The sequence below is a fragment of the Mycobacterium sp. NGS64 genome (assembly GCF_059812245.1).
This window is the reverse complement of sequence record NZ_JCALCI010000001.1, coordinates 1463621-1478076: the sequence shown is the minus strand read 5'-3', so window position 1 is coordinate 1478076 and position 14456 is coordinate 1463621. Positions and strand designations below refer to the sequence as shown.

14 protein-coding genes and 1 pseudogene are annotated in these 14456 nt (G+C 68.9%); 7 read left to right on the top strand and 8 right to left on the bottom strand.

Annotation, left to right across the window (positions count from 1 at the left end):
- The first annotated feature begins 106 nt into the window (after positions 1–106).
- The 3 genes from AC5Y4S_RS07385 to AC5Y4S_RS07375 all read left to right on the top strand — a co-directional run bounded on the left by AC5Y4S_RS07385 (position 107) and on the right by AC5Y4S_RS07375 (position 2982).
- The gene (locus AC5Y4S_RS07385) at positions 107–634 is read left to right on the top strand and encodes a YkgB family protein (protein ID WP_500031522.1); all 528 of its coding nucleotides are present in this window, start codon (positions 107–109) and stop codon (positions 632–634) included.
- Between the two features lie 85 nt (positions 635–719).
- The gene (gene lpdA, locus AC5Y4S_RS07380) at positions 720–2129 is read left to right on the top strand and encodes a dihydrolipoyl dehydrogenase (RefSeq protein ID WP_500031518.1); all 1410 of its coding nucleotides are present in this window, start codon (positions 720–722) and stop codon (positions 2127–2129) included.
- 106 nt (positions 2130–2235) lie between these two features.
- A complete protein-coding gene (locus AC5Y4S_RS07375) occupies positions 2236–2982 on the top strand; it encodes a DUF5666 domain-containing protein (RefSeq protein ID WP_500031514.1) in 747 nt (248 codons plus the stop codon).
- A 15-nt stretch (positions 2983–2997) separates the two neighbouring features.
- Here the strand turns inward: AC5Y4S_RS07375 and AC5Y4S_RS07370 are convergent, their stop codons facing one another.
- The 7 genes and pseudogenes from AC5Y4S_RS07370 to AC5Y4S_RS07340 all read right to left on the bottom strand — a co-directional run bounded on the left by AC5Y4S_RS07370 (position 2998) and on the right by AC5Y4S_RS07340 (position 9212).
- Entirely contained in the window at positions 2998–3345 is a 348-nt protein-coding gene (locus AC5Y4S_RS07370) for a metal-sulfur cluster assembly factor (protein ID WP_066929521.1), read from the bottom strand.
- Positions 3326–3809, bottom strand: a pseudogene (gene sufU, locus AC5Y4S_RS07365) (Fe-S cluster assembly sulfur transfer protein SufU); the annotation flags it as partial. The gene AC5Y4S_RS07370 and the pseudogene sufU, both read right to left, overlap by 20 nt.
- On the bottom strand, positions 3806–5041 hold the full coding sequence (locus tag AC5Y4S_RS07360) for a cysteine desulfurase (protein WP_500031507.1): 1236 nt from the start codon (positions 5039–5041) through the stop codon (positions 3806–3808). The gene AC5Y4S_RS07360 and the pseudogene sufU, both read right to left, overlap by 4 nt.
- Before the next feature lies 1 nt (position 5042).
- Positions 5043–5825 carry a Fe-S cluster assembly ATPase SufC gene (sufC, locus tag AC5Y4S_RS07355; protein WP_500031504.1) on the bottom strand — a complete coding sequence of 261 codons (783 nt, stop codon included), beginning with the start codon at positions 5823–5825 and terminating at the stop codon, positions 5043–5045.
- Positions 5822–6979, bottom strand: a complete 1158-nt coding sequence (gene sufD, locus AC5Y4S_RS07350) for a Fe-S cluster assembly protein SufD (protein ID WP_500031499.1) — start codon at positions 6977–6979, stop codon at positions 5822–5824. The genes sufC and sufD overlap by 4 nt, the downstream gene beginning before the upstream one ends.
- The gene (gene sufB, locus AC5Y4S_RS07345) at positions 6976–8424 is read right to left on the bottom strand and encodes a Fe-S cluster assembly protein SufB (RefSeq protein ID WP_085186479.1); all 1449 of its coding nucleotides are present in this window, start codon (positions 8422–8424) and stop codon (positions 6976–6978) included. Before sufB ends, sufD begins: the two co-directional genes overlap by 4 nt.
- Positions 8421–9212 carry a helix-turn-helix transcriptional regulator gene (locus tag AC5Y4S_RS07340; RefSeq protein ID WP_500031492.1) on the bottom strand — a complete coding sequence of 264 codons (792 nt, stop codon included), beginning with the start codon at positions 9210–9212 and terminating at the stop codon, positions 8421–8423. Before AC5Y4S_RS07340 ends, sufB begins: the two co-directional genes overlap by 4 nt.
- A gap of 110 nt (positions 9213–9322) precedes the next feature.
- Here AC5Y4S_RS07340 and mptB point away from each other — a divergent pair, with 110 nt between their 5' ends.
- From mptB to AC5Y4S_RS07320, 4 genes are all read left to right on the top strand, one after another.
- Positions 9323–11023 carry a polyprenol phosphomannose-dependent alpha 1,6 mannosyltransferase MptB gene (gene mptB / locus AC5Y4S_RS07335; RefSeq protein WP_500031490.1) on the top strand — a complete coding sequence of 567 codons (1701 nt, stop codon included), beginning with the start codon at positions 9323–9325 and terminating at the stop codon, positions 11021–11023.
- Positions 11020–11973, top strand: a complete 954-nt coding sequence (locus AC5Y4S_RS07330) for an ABC transporter ATP-binding protein (protein ID WP_500031487.1) — start codon at positions 11020–11022, stop codon at positions 11971–11973. The genes mptB and AC5Y4S_RS07330 overlap by 4 nt, the downstream gene beginning before the upstream one ends.
- Positions 11974–12050: 77 nt before the next feature.
- A complete protein-coding gene (locus tag AC5Y4S_RS07325; RefSeq protein ID WP_231981933.1) occupies positions 12051–12761 on the top strand; it encodes an ABC transporter permease in 711 nt (236 codons plus the stop codon).
- Positions 12762–12891: 130 nt separating this feature from the next.
- Positions 12892–13857, top strand: a complete 966-nt coding sequence (locus AC5Y4S_RS07320; protein ID WP_500031485.1) for a COX15/CtaA family protein — start codon at positions 12892–12894, stop codon at positions 13855–13857.
- Here AC5Y4S_RS07320 and AC5Y4S_RS07315 read toward each other — a convergent pair.
- On the bottom strand, positions 13804–14448 hold the full coding sequence (locus tag AC5Y4S_RS07315) for a DcsG N-terminal domain-containing protein (protein WP_500031482.1): 645 nt from the start codon (positions 14446–14448) through the stop codon (positions 13804–13806). The genes AC5Y4S_RS07320 and AC5Y4S_RS07315 overlap by 54 nt on opposite strands.
- Positions 14449–14456 lie beyond the last annotated feature (8 nt).

Below are 14456 nucleotides of genomic sequence, written 5' to 3'. Positions count from 1 at the left end.
GGATTGCACGCGGGGGTGAGGACAACTCACCCCCTGCGCAGAGATAGTGGTCGCTGAATTGAGCCGCGACCGAAGCCGCCGCGCAACGCACAGAACGGAAGACCGCATGTCGCAGAATGAGGCCACCACCATGACGAGCGCTAGGCGGGGAGAGTCCCGAGCAGCCGGCGTCGCGCCACTCGTCGCGCGGTATGGCCTGGTCATAGTACTGGCCTGGTTCGGCGCAATGAAATTTACTGACTATGAATCCCAAGGTATTTCGCATTGGGTCGCCCACAGCCCGTTCTTGAATTGGGTTTACGAAACCATGTCGATCGACACCTTTGGTCGATTGAACGGATCAGTGGAACTGATCACCGCGGCGTTGCTGGCCGTCAAGCCCTGGTTCCCGAAAGCGTCGGTGGTGGGCGGCATATTCGCGTCGCTGTTCTTCGTGATCACACTGAGTTTCATGATCACCACGCCCGGCGTCGGTGAGGCCTCCGCCGGTGGCTTTCCCGTTTTGTCCGCCGACGGAGAATTCTTGATGAAGGACATCGCGCTCCTCGGCTTAGCGTTGTGGTTGCTGGTTGACGCCGTCGACGCGGCCCGCGAACAGGCGGGCGTCGCCGCATCAAGCTGGCAGACCCCCTGACTAAGTTTCGAACGACGAGGAAGCTGGCGCCCGGCCACGCCCAGCTCGCCAGGACGTCAAGCCATGCGGCAGAACAGGAGCCAAGTTGACAACCGCAGCCGGCGATCACTACGACCTCCTCGTCCTCGGCGCCGGCTCCGGAGGATATGTGGCAGCCATCCGCGCGGCCCAGCTTGGCATGACTGTCGGGATAGTCGAGGAACGCTATTGGGGTGGGGTGTGCCTCAACACGGGGTGCGTCCCCTCAAAGGCGTTGCTGCGCAACGCAGAAATTGCCTCCATCATCACCCACCAGTCCGCCACGTTCGGCATCTCGGGCGACGTTAGTCTCGACTACGCCCGCGCCCTGTCACGTAGCCGCGAAGTCGCCGAGGCTCGGGTCCGCGGCGTGCACTTGCTGATGCGCAAGAACAACATCGTCGAGATCGACGGCCGTGGCCGATTCACCGGTTCCCACAGCCTCCACATCGACCTGCGCGAGGGGAACAGCACATTGGTGACCTTCGACCACGCCGTCATCGCGACCGGATCGCGCGTGCGCATGCTGCCAGGGCTTGCCCTCACCGACAACATCGTCACCTACGAACAGCAGATTCTCAGCGCCGATCTGCCCGAGTCGATCGTGATCATCGGCGGTGGCAGCATCGGCATGGAATTCGCCTACATCCTGCACAGTTACGGCGTACATGTCGAGATCCTCGAATTCGCCGACCGTGTCCTTCCCGGCGAAGATGCGGACGTTTCACGAGAACTTCAGCGGCACTACCGACGGCGCGGGATCGCGATTCACACACGCACCCGCGTGGACAAGGTCATCGACCATGGCGACCACGTCGTCGTCAGCCATACCAGCGCTGACGGAATGTCCGTCACCGCACAAGCCACGCGGGCCTTCATCTGCATCGGATTTCGTCCCAACGTCGAGGGAATCGGTCTCGACACCGCTGGAGTGCGTCTCAGCGCCGGTGGCGCTATCGGCATAGACGACTACATGCGAACATCCGCGCCGCATATATACGCCGTCGGTGACGTCACCGCCAAAGTTCAACTGGCCCACGTCGCTTCCGCCCAAGGCTTGATCGCCGCCGAAACTATCGCCGGCGTCGAGACGATGCCGCTCGACTACAGGATGATGCCGCGCGTGACGTTCTGCCAGCCGCAAGTCGCCAGCTTCGGATACACCGAAGAACAGGCCCGCGCGGCCGGTCACCGATTGCGGGTCGCAACATTTCCGATGCAGGCCAGCGCCAAGGCCCACGGCCTAGGTGAGCGCGGCGGTTTCATCAAGGTGGTTGCCGACGCCGCGTATGGCGAGATCCTGGGAGCGCACTTGGTGGGCAGCGAAGTCAGCGAACTTCTGCCCGAATTGACGCTCGCGCAGTTGTGGGACCTCACCGCCACCGAGCTGGCACGAAATGTGCACACCCATCCCACACTCGGTGAAGGGCTACAGGAGTGCTTTCACGCTCTGACCGGGAACGCCATCAACCTGTGAGTGACGCCACCGCGCGGCCCGTGATCTGGGTTACGGGATGGTGAATTCTCGCCGCAAGCGGGTACCCCTGGCCCAACATTTGTAGGTAACGATCGGAGCCGCGTCGATGTCTGCCAGCACGGTGAAGCCTCGGCTGGCCCAGATCGCGCTCGTCGCGGTCGTGGCTTTCATCGCGTTGAGCGTCGCGATGTGCCACTCGGGTGGCACGGCAAGCAACACCGGCACCACCTCAAAGCCGACCGTGACGGCGATCCCGCGCAGCCCGGCCGCCGCCCCGGCGCCGCCGCCGGCTCCCGCTCCCCCACCCGCCGCTAAGGATTACGTCGAGGGCCTGGTCCAGTCGGTGTCCGGCGGCACGATCCAGCTCAGGACGCGGACCGGGTCGGCCACCGTGGACTTCACGCCGCAGACCAGGGTCGTCGAGACCTCGCCGGCCCAGCTCGCCGACGTCACCCCCGGCAGCTGCGTCAACGTGCGCGCCACCCCGCAGAGCGCACCCACCCCCGGGACGGTCACCGCCCAATCGGTGACGGTCACCCCGGCCGTCGACGGCAAGTGCCCGCCGCCCGCCGGGTTCTACGGCACGGTCAGCTCAGTCTCCGGCAACACCATCGCGGTCAGCGGTATCGGCGCCCAACCGACGCCCACGAACGTGACGGTCGCGAACACGACGTCCTACCAGAAGCAGACGGCTTCGGACGCCCAGGCGATCACGAACGGAAAGTGCATGGGTGCGCAGGGAAATCAGGACGCCGGCGTGCTGCACGCGATGACCATTAGCCTGGAGACGTGCCCGCCGATGGGGCATCCGCACCACCACCTGCACCTGCCCCACCTCCCCTTCCACCTGTAAAGGGGTTGAGCCGGATCAGACGGTGAAGCCGAGGGCGCGCAGCTGCTCGCGACCGTCCTCGGTGATCTTGTCGGGTCCCCACGGCGGGTTCCACACCCAGTTGATCCGCAGGTCGTCGACCAGACCGCTGCCGACCAGCGCGCTGCGCGACTGGTCCTCGATGACGTCGGTCAGCGGGCAGGCGGCCGACGTCAACGTCATGTCGATCAGGGCGACGGTTCCCTCGTCGCCCTCTTCCACGTTGAGGCCGTAAACCAGGCCGAGATCGACGACGTTGATGCCCAATTCGGGGTCGACGACGTCGCGCATCGCCTCCTCGACGTCGGCGAGAAACTCGTCGTTCGGTGCGGTGGTTTCGCTCATTTTTGGTCCTCCTCGAAGCCTGCGCTGGCCTGAGCCAGGGCATCCTTGAAAGCCATCCAGCCGAGCAGCGCGCACTTCACCCGCGCCGGGTATTTGGCGACTCCGGCGAACGCGATCCCGTCGCCCAACACGTCCTCGTCCCCATCGATCGTGCCTCGCGAGGACACCATCTCGCTGAACGCGGTGGTGGTCTTGAGCGCCTCGCCGACGCTGCGGCCGATCACCTGCTGGGTCAGCACGGACGTCGACGCCTGGCTGATCGAACAGCCCTGCCCGTCGTACGAGACGTCGGTGATGGTTTCGCCGTCGTCAGACAGCGCGACCCGCAGCGTGATCTCGTCACCGCAGACGGGGTTGACGTGGTACACCTGCGCGCCGAACGGCTCCCGCAGCCCCCGGTGCTGCGGGTGCTTGTAGTGATCGAGGATCACGTCCTGATAGATCTGTTCGAGGCGCAAGGTCAGTCTCTCCCAAAGAAATCCAGCGCGCGGCGCACGCCGGCCACCAGCCGCTCGACCTCGTCGTGGGTGTTGTAGACCGCGAACGACGCCCGCGCGGTCGCCGCCACGCCGAACCTGCGGTGCAGCGGCAACGCGCAGTGGTGGCCCACCCGCACCGCGACGCCGTCGTCGTCGAGCACCTGGCCGACGTCGTGGGCGTGCACGCCGTCGACGACGAACGCCACCGGCGAGCCCCGGTTCTCCGTCGACGTCGGGCCGACGATGCGCAGGCCGTCGATGCCGGACAGGCCGTCGATGGCCGCGGCCACCAGCTCGCGTTCGTGGGCCTCCACGGCGTCCATGCCGACGGCGCCGAGATAGCGTGCGGCGGCGGCCAATCCGACCACCTGAGAGGTCATCGGGGTGCCGGCCTCGAAGCGCTGCGGCGGCGGCGCGTAGGTGCTGACCTCCATGGCGACCGTCTCGATCATCGACCCGCCGGTGAGGAATGGCGGCGCGGCCGTCAACAGCTCGCCGCGCCCGTACAGTACGCCGATCCCGGTGGGGCCCAGCATCTTGTGGCCGGAGAACGCGGCGAAGTCGACGTCGAGCGCATGGAAATCGACCGGCCGGTGCGGCACCGACTGGCAGGCGTCCAGCACGGTCAGCGCGCCCACGGCCTTGGCGCGCCCGACCAGCTCGCCCACCGGCGCGAGCGCGCCGGTGACGTTCGAATGGTGGCTGAACGCAAGGACTTTGACGCGCTCGTCGAGTTGCAGCGAGTCGAGATCGATGCGCCCCTCATCCGTGACGCCGTACCAGCGCAGCGTCGCCCCGGTGCGTCGGGCCAGCTCCTGCCACGGGACCAGGTTGGCGTGGTGCTCGAGCTCGGTTGTGACGATGACGTCGCCGGGCCCGACGGCGTGCTCGAAACGGTTGTCGCCCAGCACGTATGACACCAGGTTGAGCGCCTCGGTGGCGTTCTTGGTGAACACCAGCTCGTCGGCGTCGGCGCCCACGAAGGCCGCGATGTCGGACCGCCCCTGCTCGTAGGCGTCCGTAGCCTCCTCCATCAGCTGGTGCGCCCCGCGATGCACCGCGCCGTTGGAGGTCAGCAGAAATTCCCGCTCGGCGTCGAGCACCTGCAGCGGACGTTGCGAGGTCGCGCCGGAATCCAAGTACGCCAACTGGTTTCCCCCGCGCATGATGCGCTTGAGGATCGGGAAGTCGGCACGGATGGCCGCGACGTCCAACATCTCAGGCCCCGGTAGCCGCCGCTTGGGAGAAGCGCACATACCCGTTCTGCTCGAGCTCGTCGGCCAGCTCCGGACCGCCGGACTCGGCGATGCGGCCGCCCACGAACACATGCACGTACTCCGGGTGGATGTAGCGCAGGATGCGGGTGTAGTGCGTGATCAACAGGATTCCCCCGTGCTCGGTTTCGGCGTAGCGGTTCACGCCGTCGCTGACCACCCGCAGCGCGTCGACGTCCAGCCCGGAGTCGGTTTCGTCGAGGATCGCGATCTTGGGCTTGAGCAGCTCCAGCTGCAGGATCTCGTGGCGCTTCTTCTCGCCGCCGGAGAAACCCTCGTTGACGCTGCGCTCGGCGAAGACGGGGTCGATCTCGAGCGACGTCATCGCCCCCTTGACCTCTTTGACCCAGTGGCGCAGCTTCGGGGCCTCGCCGCGGATGGCCGTCGCCGCCGAGCGCAGGAAGTTCGACACCGACACGCCGGGCACCTCGACGGGGTACTGCATCGCCAGGAATATCCCGGCGCGGGCGCGCTCGTCGATGCTCATCGCCAGCACGTCCTCGCCATCCAGCGTGATCGACCCCGAGGTGACGCGGTACTTGGGGTGACCGGCGATCGCGTAGGACAGCGTCGACTTGCCGGACCCGTTGGGTCCCATCAGCGCATGCGTCTCACCGGATTTCACCGTCAGGTCCACGCCCTTGAGGATGGGGATCTCGCGCTCGCCCTCGGCGGCGTTCGGGTCGTCGACGCTGACGTGCAGGTCCTTGATTTCGAGGGTCGTCATGATGTGGTTGTCTTCTCCGTAATGGCCAGTTCGTGTTCGATAGCTGCGGTCAGGCGTTCGCGTACCTCGGGCACCGCGATCTTCGAGATGATCTCCCCGAAGAACCCGCGGACCACCAGGCGGCGGGCCTGATCCTCCGGAATGCCGCGCGAACGCAGGTAAAAAAGCTGCTCGTCGTCGAAACGCCCGGTAGCGCTGGCGTGTCCGGCGCCGGCGATCTCGCCGGTCTCGATTTCGAGGTTGGGCACCGAGTCGGCGCGCGCGCCGTCGGTGAGCACCAGGTTGCGGTTCACCTCGAAGGTGTCGGTGCCGGTGGCTTCGGCGCGGATCAGCACGTCGCCGATCCACACGGTGTGCGCGTCGGGCAGCGCGGAATCCGGATCCCCTTGCAGCGCACCCTTGTACAGCACGTTCGAGCGGCAGTCGGGCCGCGCGTGGTCGACCAGCAGCCGCGACTCGAGGTGCTGGCCGTCGTCGGCGAAGTACAGGCCCAGCAACTCGGCATCCCCACCGGGACCGGAAAACCGCACGTTGGCCGACAACCGCACCACCTCGCCGCCCAGCGTGACGGTGACGTGCCGCAGCACCGAGTCCTTGCCCAGCCTGGCGTGATGCGCGCTCAGGTGCACCATGTCGTCGGCCCAGTCGGCGATCCACACGACCGTCAGCCGGGCGGCGTCGTCGACGACGAATTCGACGTTGTCGGCATAGGTTCCGCCGCCGCGCTGGTCGATGACCACCACCGCCTCGCCGAGCTCTTCGACGCGGATCTGCAGGTGACCGTAGGCGACGGCGCCTTCGCCGGGCCCGGTGACGGTGATGTTGATCGGCTCGGCGATTCGGGTGTCCCGGCCGACGGTGACGACGGTTGCGGAGTTGAAGGACGAGAATGCCTGGGCGGCAACGCGATCGGCGGGGGCACCGCCCTGGCCGAGCCGCTCGTCGCCGCGGCGGACGGTCTCGACCTGCACGCCGGGCCGCTGGTCGACGGCGATCTCGGCGCGGCCGGTGGCCTTTGCGGAGCCGTCGTGCAGGCCGCGCAGCCTTCGCAGCGGGGTGAACCGCCAGAGCTCGTCGCGGCCGTGCGGAACCTCGAAGGCGTCAACGTCGAAGGACGCGAAGAGCTCGCCTTTATTCAGAGCAGTAGCGGTCATCCGACCGCGCCCTCCATCTGTAGCTCGATCAAGCGGTTGAGCTCCAGCGCGTACTCCATCGGCAGCTCTTTGGCGATCGGCTCGACGAAGCCGCGCACCACCATCGCCATCGCCTCGTCCTCGGTCAGCCCGCGGCTCATCAGGTAGAACAGCTGGTTTTCGCTGACCTTCGACACCGTGGCCTCGTGGCCCATGGTGACGTCGTCCTCGCGGATGTCGACATAGGGGTAGGTGTCGCTGCGGCTGATCGTATCGACCAGCAGCGCATCGCATTTCACGCTCGAGCGCGATCCGTGCGCGCCCTTGTTCACCTGCACCAGGCCGCGGTAGGAGGTGCGGCCGCCGCCGCGGGCCACCGACTTGGACACGATGTTGCTCGAGGTGTTGGGCGCCAGGTGCAGCATCTTGGCGCCGGTGTCCTGGTGCTGGTCCTCGCCGGCGAACGCCACCGACAGCACCTCGCCCTTGGCGTGCTCGCCGGTCATCCAGACCGCCGGGTACTTCATCGTCACCTTCGAGCCGATGTTGCCGTCGACCCACTCCATGGTGGCGCCGGCCTCGGCGCGGGCCCGCTTGGTGACCAGGTTGTAGACGTTGCCCGACCAGTTCTGGATCGTCGTGTAACGGCAACGGCCGCCGGGCTTTACGATGATCTCCACCACCGCGGAGTGCAGCGAATCCGACTTGTAGATCGGGGCGGTACAGCCCTCGATGTAGTGGACGTAGGCATTCTCGTCGACGATGATCAGCGTGCGTTCGAACTGGCCCATGTTCTCGGTGTTGATCCGGAAGTAGGCCTGCAGCGGGATGTCGACGTGCACGCCCGGCGGCACGTAGATGAACGAGCCCCCGCTCCACACCGCGGTGTTCAGCGCGGAGAACTTGTTGTCCCCCGCCGGGATCACCGTGCCGAAGTACTCCTTGAAGACCTCGGGGTGCTCGCGCAGGCCCGTGTCGGTGTCCAGGAAGATAACCCCTTGCGCCTCAAGGTCTTCCCGGATCTGGTGGTACACCACCTCGGACTCATACTGGGCCGCGACACCCGCCACCAGCCGCTGCTTCTCCGCCTCCGGGATGCCCAGCCGGTCGTAGGTGTTGCGGATGTCCTCGGGGAGGTCATCCCAGGTTGCGGCCTGCTTCTCGGTGGAGCGCACGAAGTACTTGATGTTGTCGAAGTCGATGCCCTCGAGGTTGGAGCCCCAGTTCGGCATGGGCTTGCGCTCGAAGATGCGCAACGCCTTGAGCCGGGTCTGCAGCATCCACTCGGGCTCGTTCTTCTTCGCCGAGATGTCGCGCACCACCGCCTCGGACAGCCCGCGCTGGGCGCTGGCGCCCGCGACGTCGGAGTCCGCCCAGCCGTAGCCGTACCGCCCCAGGGAGGCGATCGCCTCCTCCTGGGTCAGCGGCGCTACCGCTGTCTTGCTGGCCTCGGGCGTGAGGGTCATAGGGACGCTCCTTCGGTGTTCGTGGTGTCGCGGCGTGGGCTGGGCGCCGGAACCGTGAGTGGCACATGGGTGGTGCAGGCGCAGTTTCCGTTGACGATGGTCGCCAACCGCTGCACGTGGGTTCCGAGCACCTCGGCCATGGCCTGCTGCTCGGCTTCACACAACTCGGGGAATTCCTCGGCGACGTGGGACACCGGGCAGTGGTGCTGGCAGATCTGCACGCCGTGGATCGGCCCGCCCACCCGCGTCGTGGTCGCGACGTAACCGGCCTTGGTCAGCGCGCCGGCGACCCGCTCGGCCGCCGCCTCGACCTCGGCGTCGTCGCCGCTGTCGGCGGCCTCGACCCCGGCCAGGATCGTGTCGATGCGCCGCCGGGCGAAGGTGCGGACGGCGTCCTCGCCGCCGATCTCCCGCAGCTGGCGCATGGCCGCCGCGGCCAGGTCGTCGTAGGCGTGGTCGAGCTTGGCCCGGCCGGCCCCGGTCAGCCGGAAGCGCTTGGCGGGGCGCCCACGGCCCACCTGCTGCCACGGCTCGGCGGCCACCGACTCGGCGTCGCCCGCCTCGATCAGCGCGTCGAGGTGACGCCGCACGCCGGCGGGAGTCAGGCCGAGCCGATCCCCGATCTCGACGGCGGTGATCGATCCGGATTCCAGCAGCAGGCGCACGATAGCGCGGCGGGTGTGACCATCCGGCACCGCGGCGCCGACGGGAGCCACGGGCGCCTCATCGAGGCTGGTTCGGATTTTCACAACACCAGTGTGACGCAATTCCGGGGATCGGTCCACCAAGGGTCCCCTGTCTGCTCGTTGCGCTGGTCACACTCGCTACTACGCGCGGCGACCCGCGGCGCCCGGCTACGCCGCGCTTGCGGTCGCCGCAGGACGGCTACGCTGCTCTGATGGCAGCCCGCCACCACACGCTGAGCTCGTCGATCGCCAGCCTGCACGGCGACGAGCAAGCGGTGGGCTCGCCGCTGAACGATACCGAGCTCACCGCGCTGCAGCGCACCCGCCTGTTCGGCGCCACCGGCACCGTCCTGATGGCGATCGGCGCGCTGGGCGCCGGGGCGCGGCCCGTCGTGCAGGACCCCACGTTCGGGGTCCGGCTGCTCAACCTGCCTTCGCGCATCCAGACTGTCTCGCTGACGATGACGACGACGGGCGCGGTGATGATGGCGCTGGCCTGGCTGATGCTGGGACGGTTTGCGCTGGGCAACCGGAAAATGTCGCGCGGGGACCTGGACCGCACGCTGCTGCTGTGGACGCTGCCGCTGCTGATCGCGCCGCCGATGTACAGCAAGGACGTCTACTCGTACCTGGCCCAGAGCCAGATCTCGCTGGAGGGCCTCGACCCCTACAAGGTGGGCCCGGCGTCCGGGCTGGGCCTCGGCCACGTGTTCACGCTGTCGGTGCCCACACTGTGGCGCGAGACGCCCGCACCGTACGGCCCGTTGTTCCTGTGGATCGGGCGCGGCATCTCGGCGCTGACCGGGGAGAACATCGTCGCCGCCGTGCTGTGCCACCGGCTCGTGGTGCTGATCGGGGTCGGGCTGATCGTGTGGGCCACCCCGCGGCTGGCCCGGCGCTGCGGCGTCGCCGAGGTGAGCGCGCTGTGGCTGGGGGCCGCCAATCCGCTGCTGATCATGCACCTGGTCGCCGGCGTCCACAACGAGGCGCTGATGCTCGGGCTGATGCTGGCCGGCGCCGAGTTCGCGCTGCGCGGCATCGACTCCCCGCGACTGCTGCCCACGTCGTGGCGGCCGGGCCCGAGCTGGGAGCCGTTGGGCATGCTGCTCGCGGGCGCGATCCTGATCACCCTGTCCTCGCAGGTGAAGCTGCCGTCGCTGCTGGCGCTGGGGTTCGTCACGATGGCGCTGGCGTACCGCTGCGGCGGCAACCTGCGCGCCCTGCTGCTGGCGGGCGGTGGGATGGCGGCGCTGGCACTCGCGGTGATGGCCCTGGTCGGCTGGGCCAGCGGGCTGGGATTCGGCTGGATCTACACGCTGGGCACCGCCAACGTGGTGCGCAGCTGGATGTCGCCGCCGACGCTGCTGGCCCTGGGCACCGGGCAGGTGGGCATCCTGCTGGGCCTCGGCGATCACACCACCGCGGTGCTGGGGCTGACCCGTGGCATCGGCGTGCTGATCATCATGGTGTTGGTGGCCTGGTTGCTGGTCGCCGTCTTCCGCGGCCGGCTGCACCCGATCGGCGGCCTGGGTGTTGCGCTGGGCATCTGCGTGTTGCTGTTCCCGGTGGTGCAGCCCTGGTATCTGCTGTGGGCGATCATCCCGCTGGCCGCGTGGGCGACGCGCCCGGGCTTCCGGGTGGCGGTGATCGTCATCACCCTCGTCGTCGGCATCTTCGGCCCGACGGCCAACGGTGACCGCTTCGCCCTCTTTCAGATCGTGGACGCGACGCTGGCCAGCAGCCTGATCGTGGCGGTGCTCATCGCGTTGACCTACACCCGTTTGCCGTGGCGCCAACTGCCGCCGCCGGGCCCGGAAACCAACGGCCAGACGGCCGTCACGCTGCCCGCCGAGCCCCCCAGGACCGCCCCTCGCTCCGAGGCGGCACCCGACGCCTACGCTGATTCCACGTGAGCCCGGTCCCCGAAACGCCCGACACTGTCGTGCGGCTGCGCGGGGTCACCAAGCAATACGGGTCCGGCGCGGCCGCCGTCGAGGCCGTCTCCAACCTCGATCTGGAGGTGCACGCCGCCGAGGTGCTGGCCCTGCTCGGGCCCAACGGCGCCGGTAAGACCACGACGGTCGAGATGTGCGAGGGCTTCGCGCGTCCCGACGCCGGCACGATCCAGGTGCTCGGCCTGGACCCCATCGCCGACAACGCGCGCCTGCGCGCGCGGATCGGGGTGATGCTGCAGGGCGGCGGCGGCTACCCCGCGGCGCGGGCGGGCGAAATGCTCAACCTGGTAGCCGCCTACTCCGCCGACCCGCTGGACCCGGCGTGGCTGCTGGACACCCTCGGCCTCACCGACGCCGCCCGCACCACCTACCGGCGGCTCTCCGGCGGGCAGCAGCAACGGCTGGCCCTGGCCTGTGCGCTGGTCGGCCGGCCCGAGCTGGTGTTCCTCGACGAGCCCACCGCCGGCATGGACGCCCATGCCCGGCTGCTGGTCTGGGAGCTCATCGACGCGCTGCGCCGCGACGGCGTGACCGTGCTGCTGACCACGCACCAGCTCAAGGAGGCCGAGGAACTCGCCGATCGGCTGGTGATCATCGACCACGGGGTGACGGTGGCCTCGGGCACTCCGACCGAACTGATGCGGGCGGGCGCCAAGGACCAACTGCGGTTCACCGCGCCGCCACGCCTCGACCTGTCCCTGCTGGCCTCGGCGCTGCCGGAGGACTACAAGGCCACCGAGGTGACGCCGGGCGAGTACCTGGTCGAAGGCCCGGTCGACCCGCAGGTGCTGGCGACCGTCACGGCGTGGTGCGCACAGATCGACGTGCTGGCCACCGACATGCGCGTCGAGCAACGCAGCCTCGAGGACGTCTTCCTCGACCTCACCGGCAGGAAGCTACGGCCGTGACTCATTCAGGGACCCAGTCGAACACCTTCCCCGCGGGAACCTTCAAACCCGACCCGCGCCCCAGCCCCGTGCCGCGGATGCTCGCGGCGCAGTTCGGCCTGGAGCTCAAGCTGCTGCTGCGCAACGGCGAGCAATTGCTGCTGACCATGTTCATCCCGATCACGCTGTTGGTGGGGCTGACCCTGCTGCCCTTCGGCGACTTCGGCCGCAACCGCGCGGCCACGTTCGTCCCGGTGATCATGGCCCTCGCGGTGATCTCGACCGCCTTCACCGGGCAGGCGATCGCCGTCGCGTTCGACCGCCGCTACGGCGCGCTGAAACGGCTCGGGGCCACCCCGCTGCCGGTCTGGGGCATCATCGCCGGAAAGTCGCTGGCGGTGGTCACGGTGGTGTTCCTGCAGGCAATCCTGTTGGGCGCCATCGGTTTCGCGCTCGGCTGGCGCCCCGCACCCGCGGCGCTGCTGTTGGGCGCGGCGGTCATCGCGCTGGGCACCGCGGGCTTCGCGGCCCTCGGGCTGTTGCTCGGCGGGACCCTGCGCGCCGAGATCGTGCTCGCGGTCGCCAACCTGATGTGGTTCGTCTTCGCCGGCCTCGGTGCGCTCACTCTGGAAACCAGGATGATCCCGCCGGTGGTGAAATGGCTTTCCCGGCTCACCCCGTCCGGCGCGCTCACCGAGGCCCTCTCCCAGGCGATGACGCTGTCGGTGGACTGGTTCGGCGTCGTCGTGCTGGCGGTGTGGGGCGCGCTGGCCGCGCTGGCCGCCCGGCGCTGGTTCCGCTTCACCTGACGGCATCGCGCTGAGGCCGCCGAGATTGCCGCCATGGTCGCGGATCGTGCCCATTCACAGCCATGGGCGCAGTCTCGGCGCAACGGGCCCGTACTACAGGCCGTAGTTTTTCTTGGCTTACCATCGGGCGGTGCTACGACGAACGCTGCGGCGGTTGGTGGACCTGCTCCCCGACCCCAGCCTGCGCGCCCAGCGCGTCGTCGCCGCACTCGTCATCCTCACCCAGGGCGGCATCGCGGTCACCGGGGCGATCGTGCGCGTCACCGCCTCGGGGCTGGGCTGCCCCACCTGGCCACAGTGCTTTCCCGGCAGCTTCACCCCGGTCGCGGTGGCCGAGGTGCCACGAATCCACCAGGCCGTCGAGTTCGGCAACCGGATGATCACCTTCGCCGTGGTGATCACCGCGGCGCTGGCCGTGCTGGCGGTGACCCGCGCGCGCCGGCGCACCGAGGTCCTGGTCTACGCGTGGCTGATGCCGGTGTCGACGGTGGTGCAGGCGGTGATCGGCGGCATCACCGTGCGCACCGGGTTGCTGTGGTGGACCGTCGCCGTGCACCTACTGACGTCGATGACCATGGTGTGGCTATCGGTGCTGCTCTACGTCAAGGTGGGCGAGCCCGACGAGGGCGTGGTCCACTACGCGGTGGCGCGGCCGCTGCGCGCGCTGACCGCGCTGAGCGCGGTGAACCTGGCGGCGGTGCTGGTCGCCGGCACGCTGGTGACCGCCGCCGGCCCGCATGCCGGCGACCGCAGCCCCAGCCGCACGGTGCCCCGGCTGAAGGTCGAGATCACCACGCTGGTGCACGCGCATTCGTCGCTGCTGGTCTCCTATCTGGCGCTGCTGGTCGGGCTCGGCTTCGGGCTGCTGGCGGTGGGCACCGGCCGGGCCATCCGGCTGCGGCTGGGCGTGCTGGTCGCCCTGGTGTGCGCCCAGGCCGCCGTCGGCACCACGCAGTACTTCACCGGCGTGCCCGCCGCCCTGGTCGCGGTGCATGTAGCCGGCGCGGCGGCCTGCACGGCGGCGACGGCGGCGCTATGGGCGTCAATGCGAACCCGGTTGCGACAACGGACCGAGCCCCAGCCGCTCGCAGGCTGACTCCACGGCGAGGGCGAACTCGCGCTGGGCCCGCCCACGGGTGTCGGCGTCAAGCTGCGACCAGCCCAGCGACGGCGCCACCAGGTCGAGCCCCACCAGCCGGTCCCCCGCCAGGTCGGCGCGCGCGTAAAGCAGCTCGCGCGAGCCGATTCCGGCGCGTCGCGCGGCCGACGCGATGGCGGCGTATCCGAGGTCCCACGACTCGAACTCCGGCTCGACGGGCCACGCGTGCGACCGCTGCCCGCCGACGAATACCAACGCCGACCGAGCCGTCGCGCCCGCCAGCACCGGTACCCCGTCGTCCTCGAGGTCGCGCAGGTACCGCTCGCCGAGGTTCCATGCGACCGCGTCGGGCGGGTTGAGCAGGTGGCGCACCCGGCGGATCCAGGCCAGGAGGTCGTCGCGCCGGTCGGGGGCGCGGCGCAGGATCACCAGGTCGGCGCCGACGGTCCGCGGGTCGTCCCAGGACAACCAGCGCGCGTGCAGCCCGCGGGTTCGTAGCGCGGGCAGCAGCCCCGCATCGTCGGGGCGTGGGGGATCACCCGCCAGCACGATGCGCGGATGGAAGACGTCCGGGCGGGCCAGCTTCATGCCCGGGC

Coding starts and splice junctions, on each gene's coding strand:
- AC5Y4S_RS07385 (WP_500031522.1), top strand. CDS start 107: ATGTCGCAGAATGAGGCCACCACCATGACGAGCGCTAGGCGGGGAGAG.
- AC5Y4S_RS07370 (WP_066929521.1), bottom strand. CDS start 3,345: ATGAGCGAAACCACCGCACCGAACGACGAGTTTCTCGCCGACGTCGAG.
- AC5Y4S_RS07315 (WP_500031482.1), bottom strand. CDS start 14,448: ATGAAGCTGGCCCGCCCGGACGTCTTCCATCCGCGCATCGTGCTGGCG.
- sufC (WP_500031504.1), bottom strand. CDS start 5,825: ATGACGACCCTCGAAATCAAGGACCTGCACGTCAGCGTCGACGACCCG.
- AC5Y4S_RS07375 (WP_500031514.1), top strand. CDS start 2,236: ATGTCTGCCAGCACGGTGAAGCCTCGGCTGGCCCAGATCGCGCTCGTC.
- sufD (WP_500031499.1), bottom strand. CDS start 6,979: ATGACCGCTACTGCTCTGAATAAAGGCGAGCTCTTCGCGTCCTTCGAC.
- AC5Y4S_RS07360 (WP_500031507.1), bottom strand. CDS start 5,041: ATGTTGGACGTCGCGGCCATCCGTGCCGACTTCCCGATCCTCAAGCGC.
- mptB (WP_500031490.1), top strand. CDS start 9,323: ATGGCAGCCCGCCACCACACGCTGAGCTCGTCGATCGCCAGCCTGCAC.
- sufB (WP_085186479.1), bottom strand. CDS start 8,424: ATGACCCTCACGCCCGAGGCCAGCAAGACAGCGGTAGCGCCGCTGACC.
- AC5Y4S_RS07325 (WP_231981933.1), top strand. CDS start 12,051: ATGCTCGCGGCGCAGTTCGGCCTGGAGCTCAAGCTGCTGCTGCGCAAC.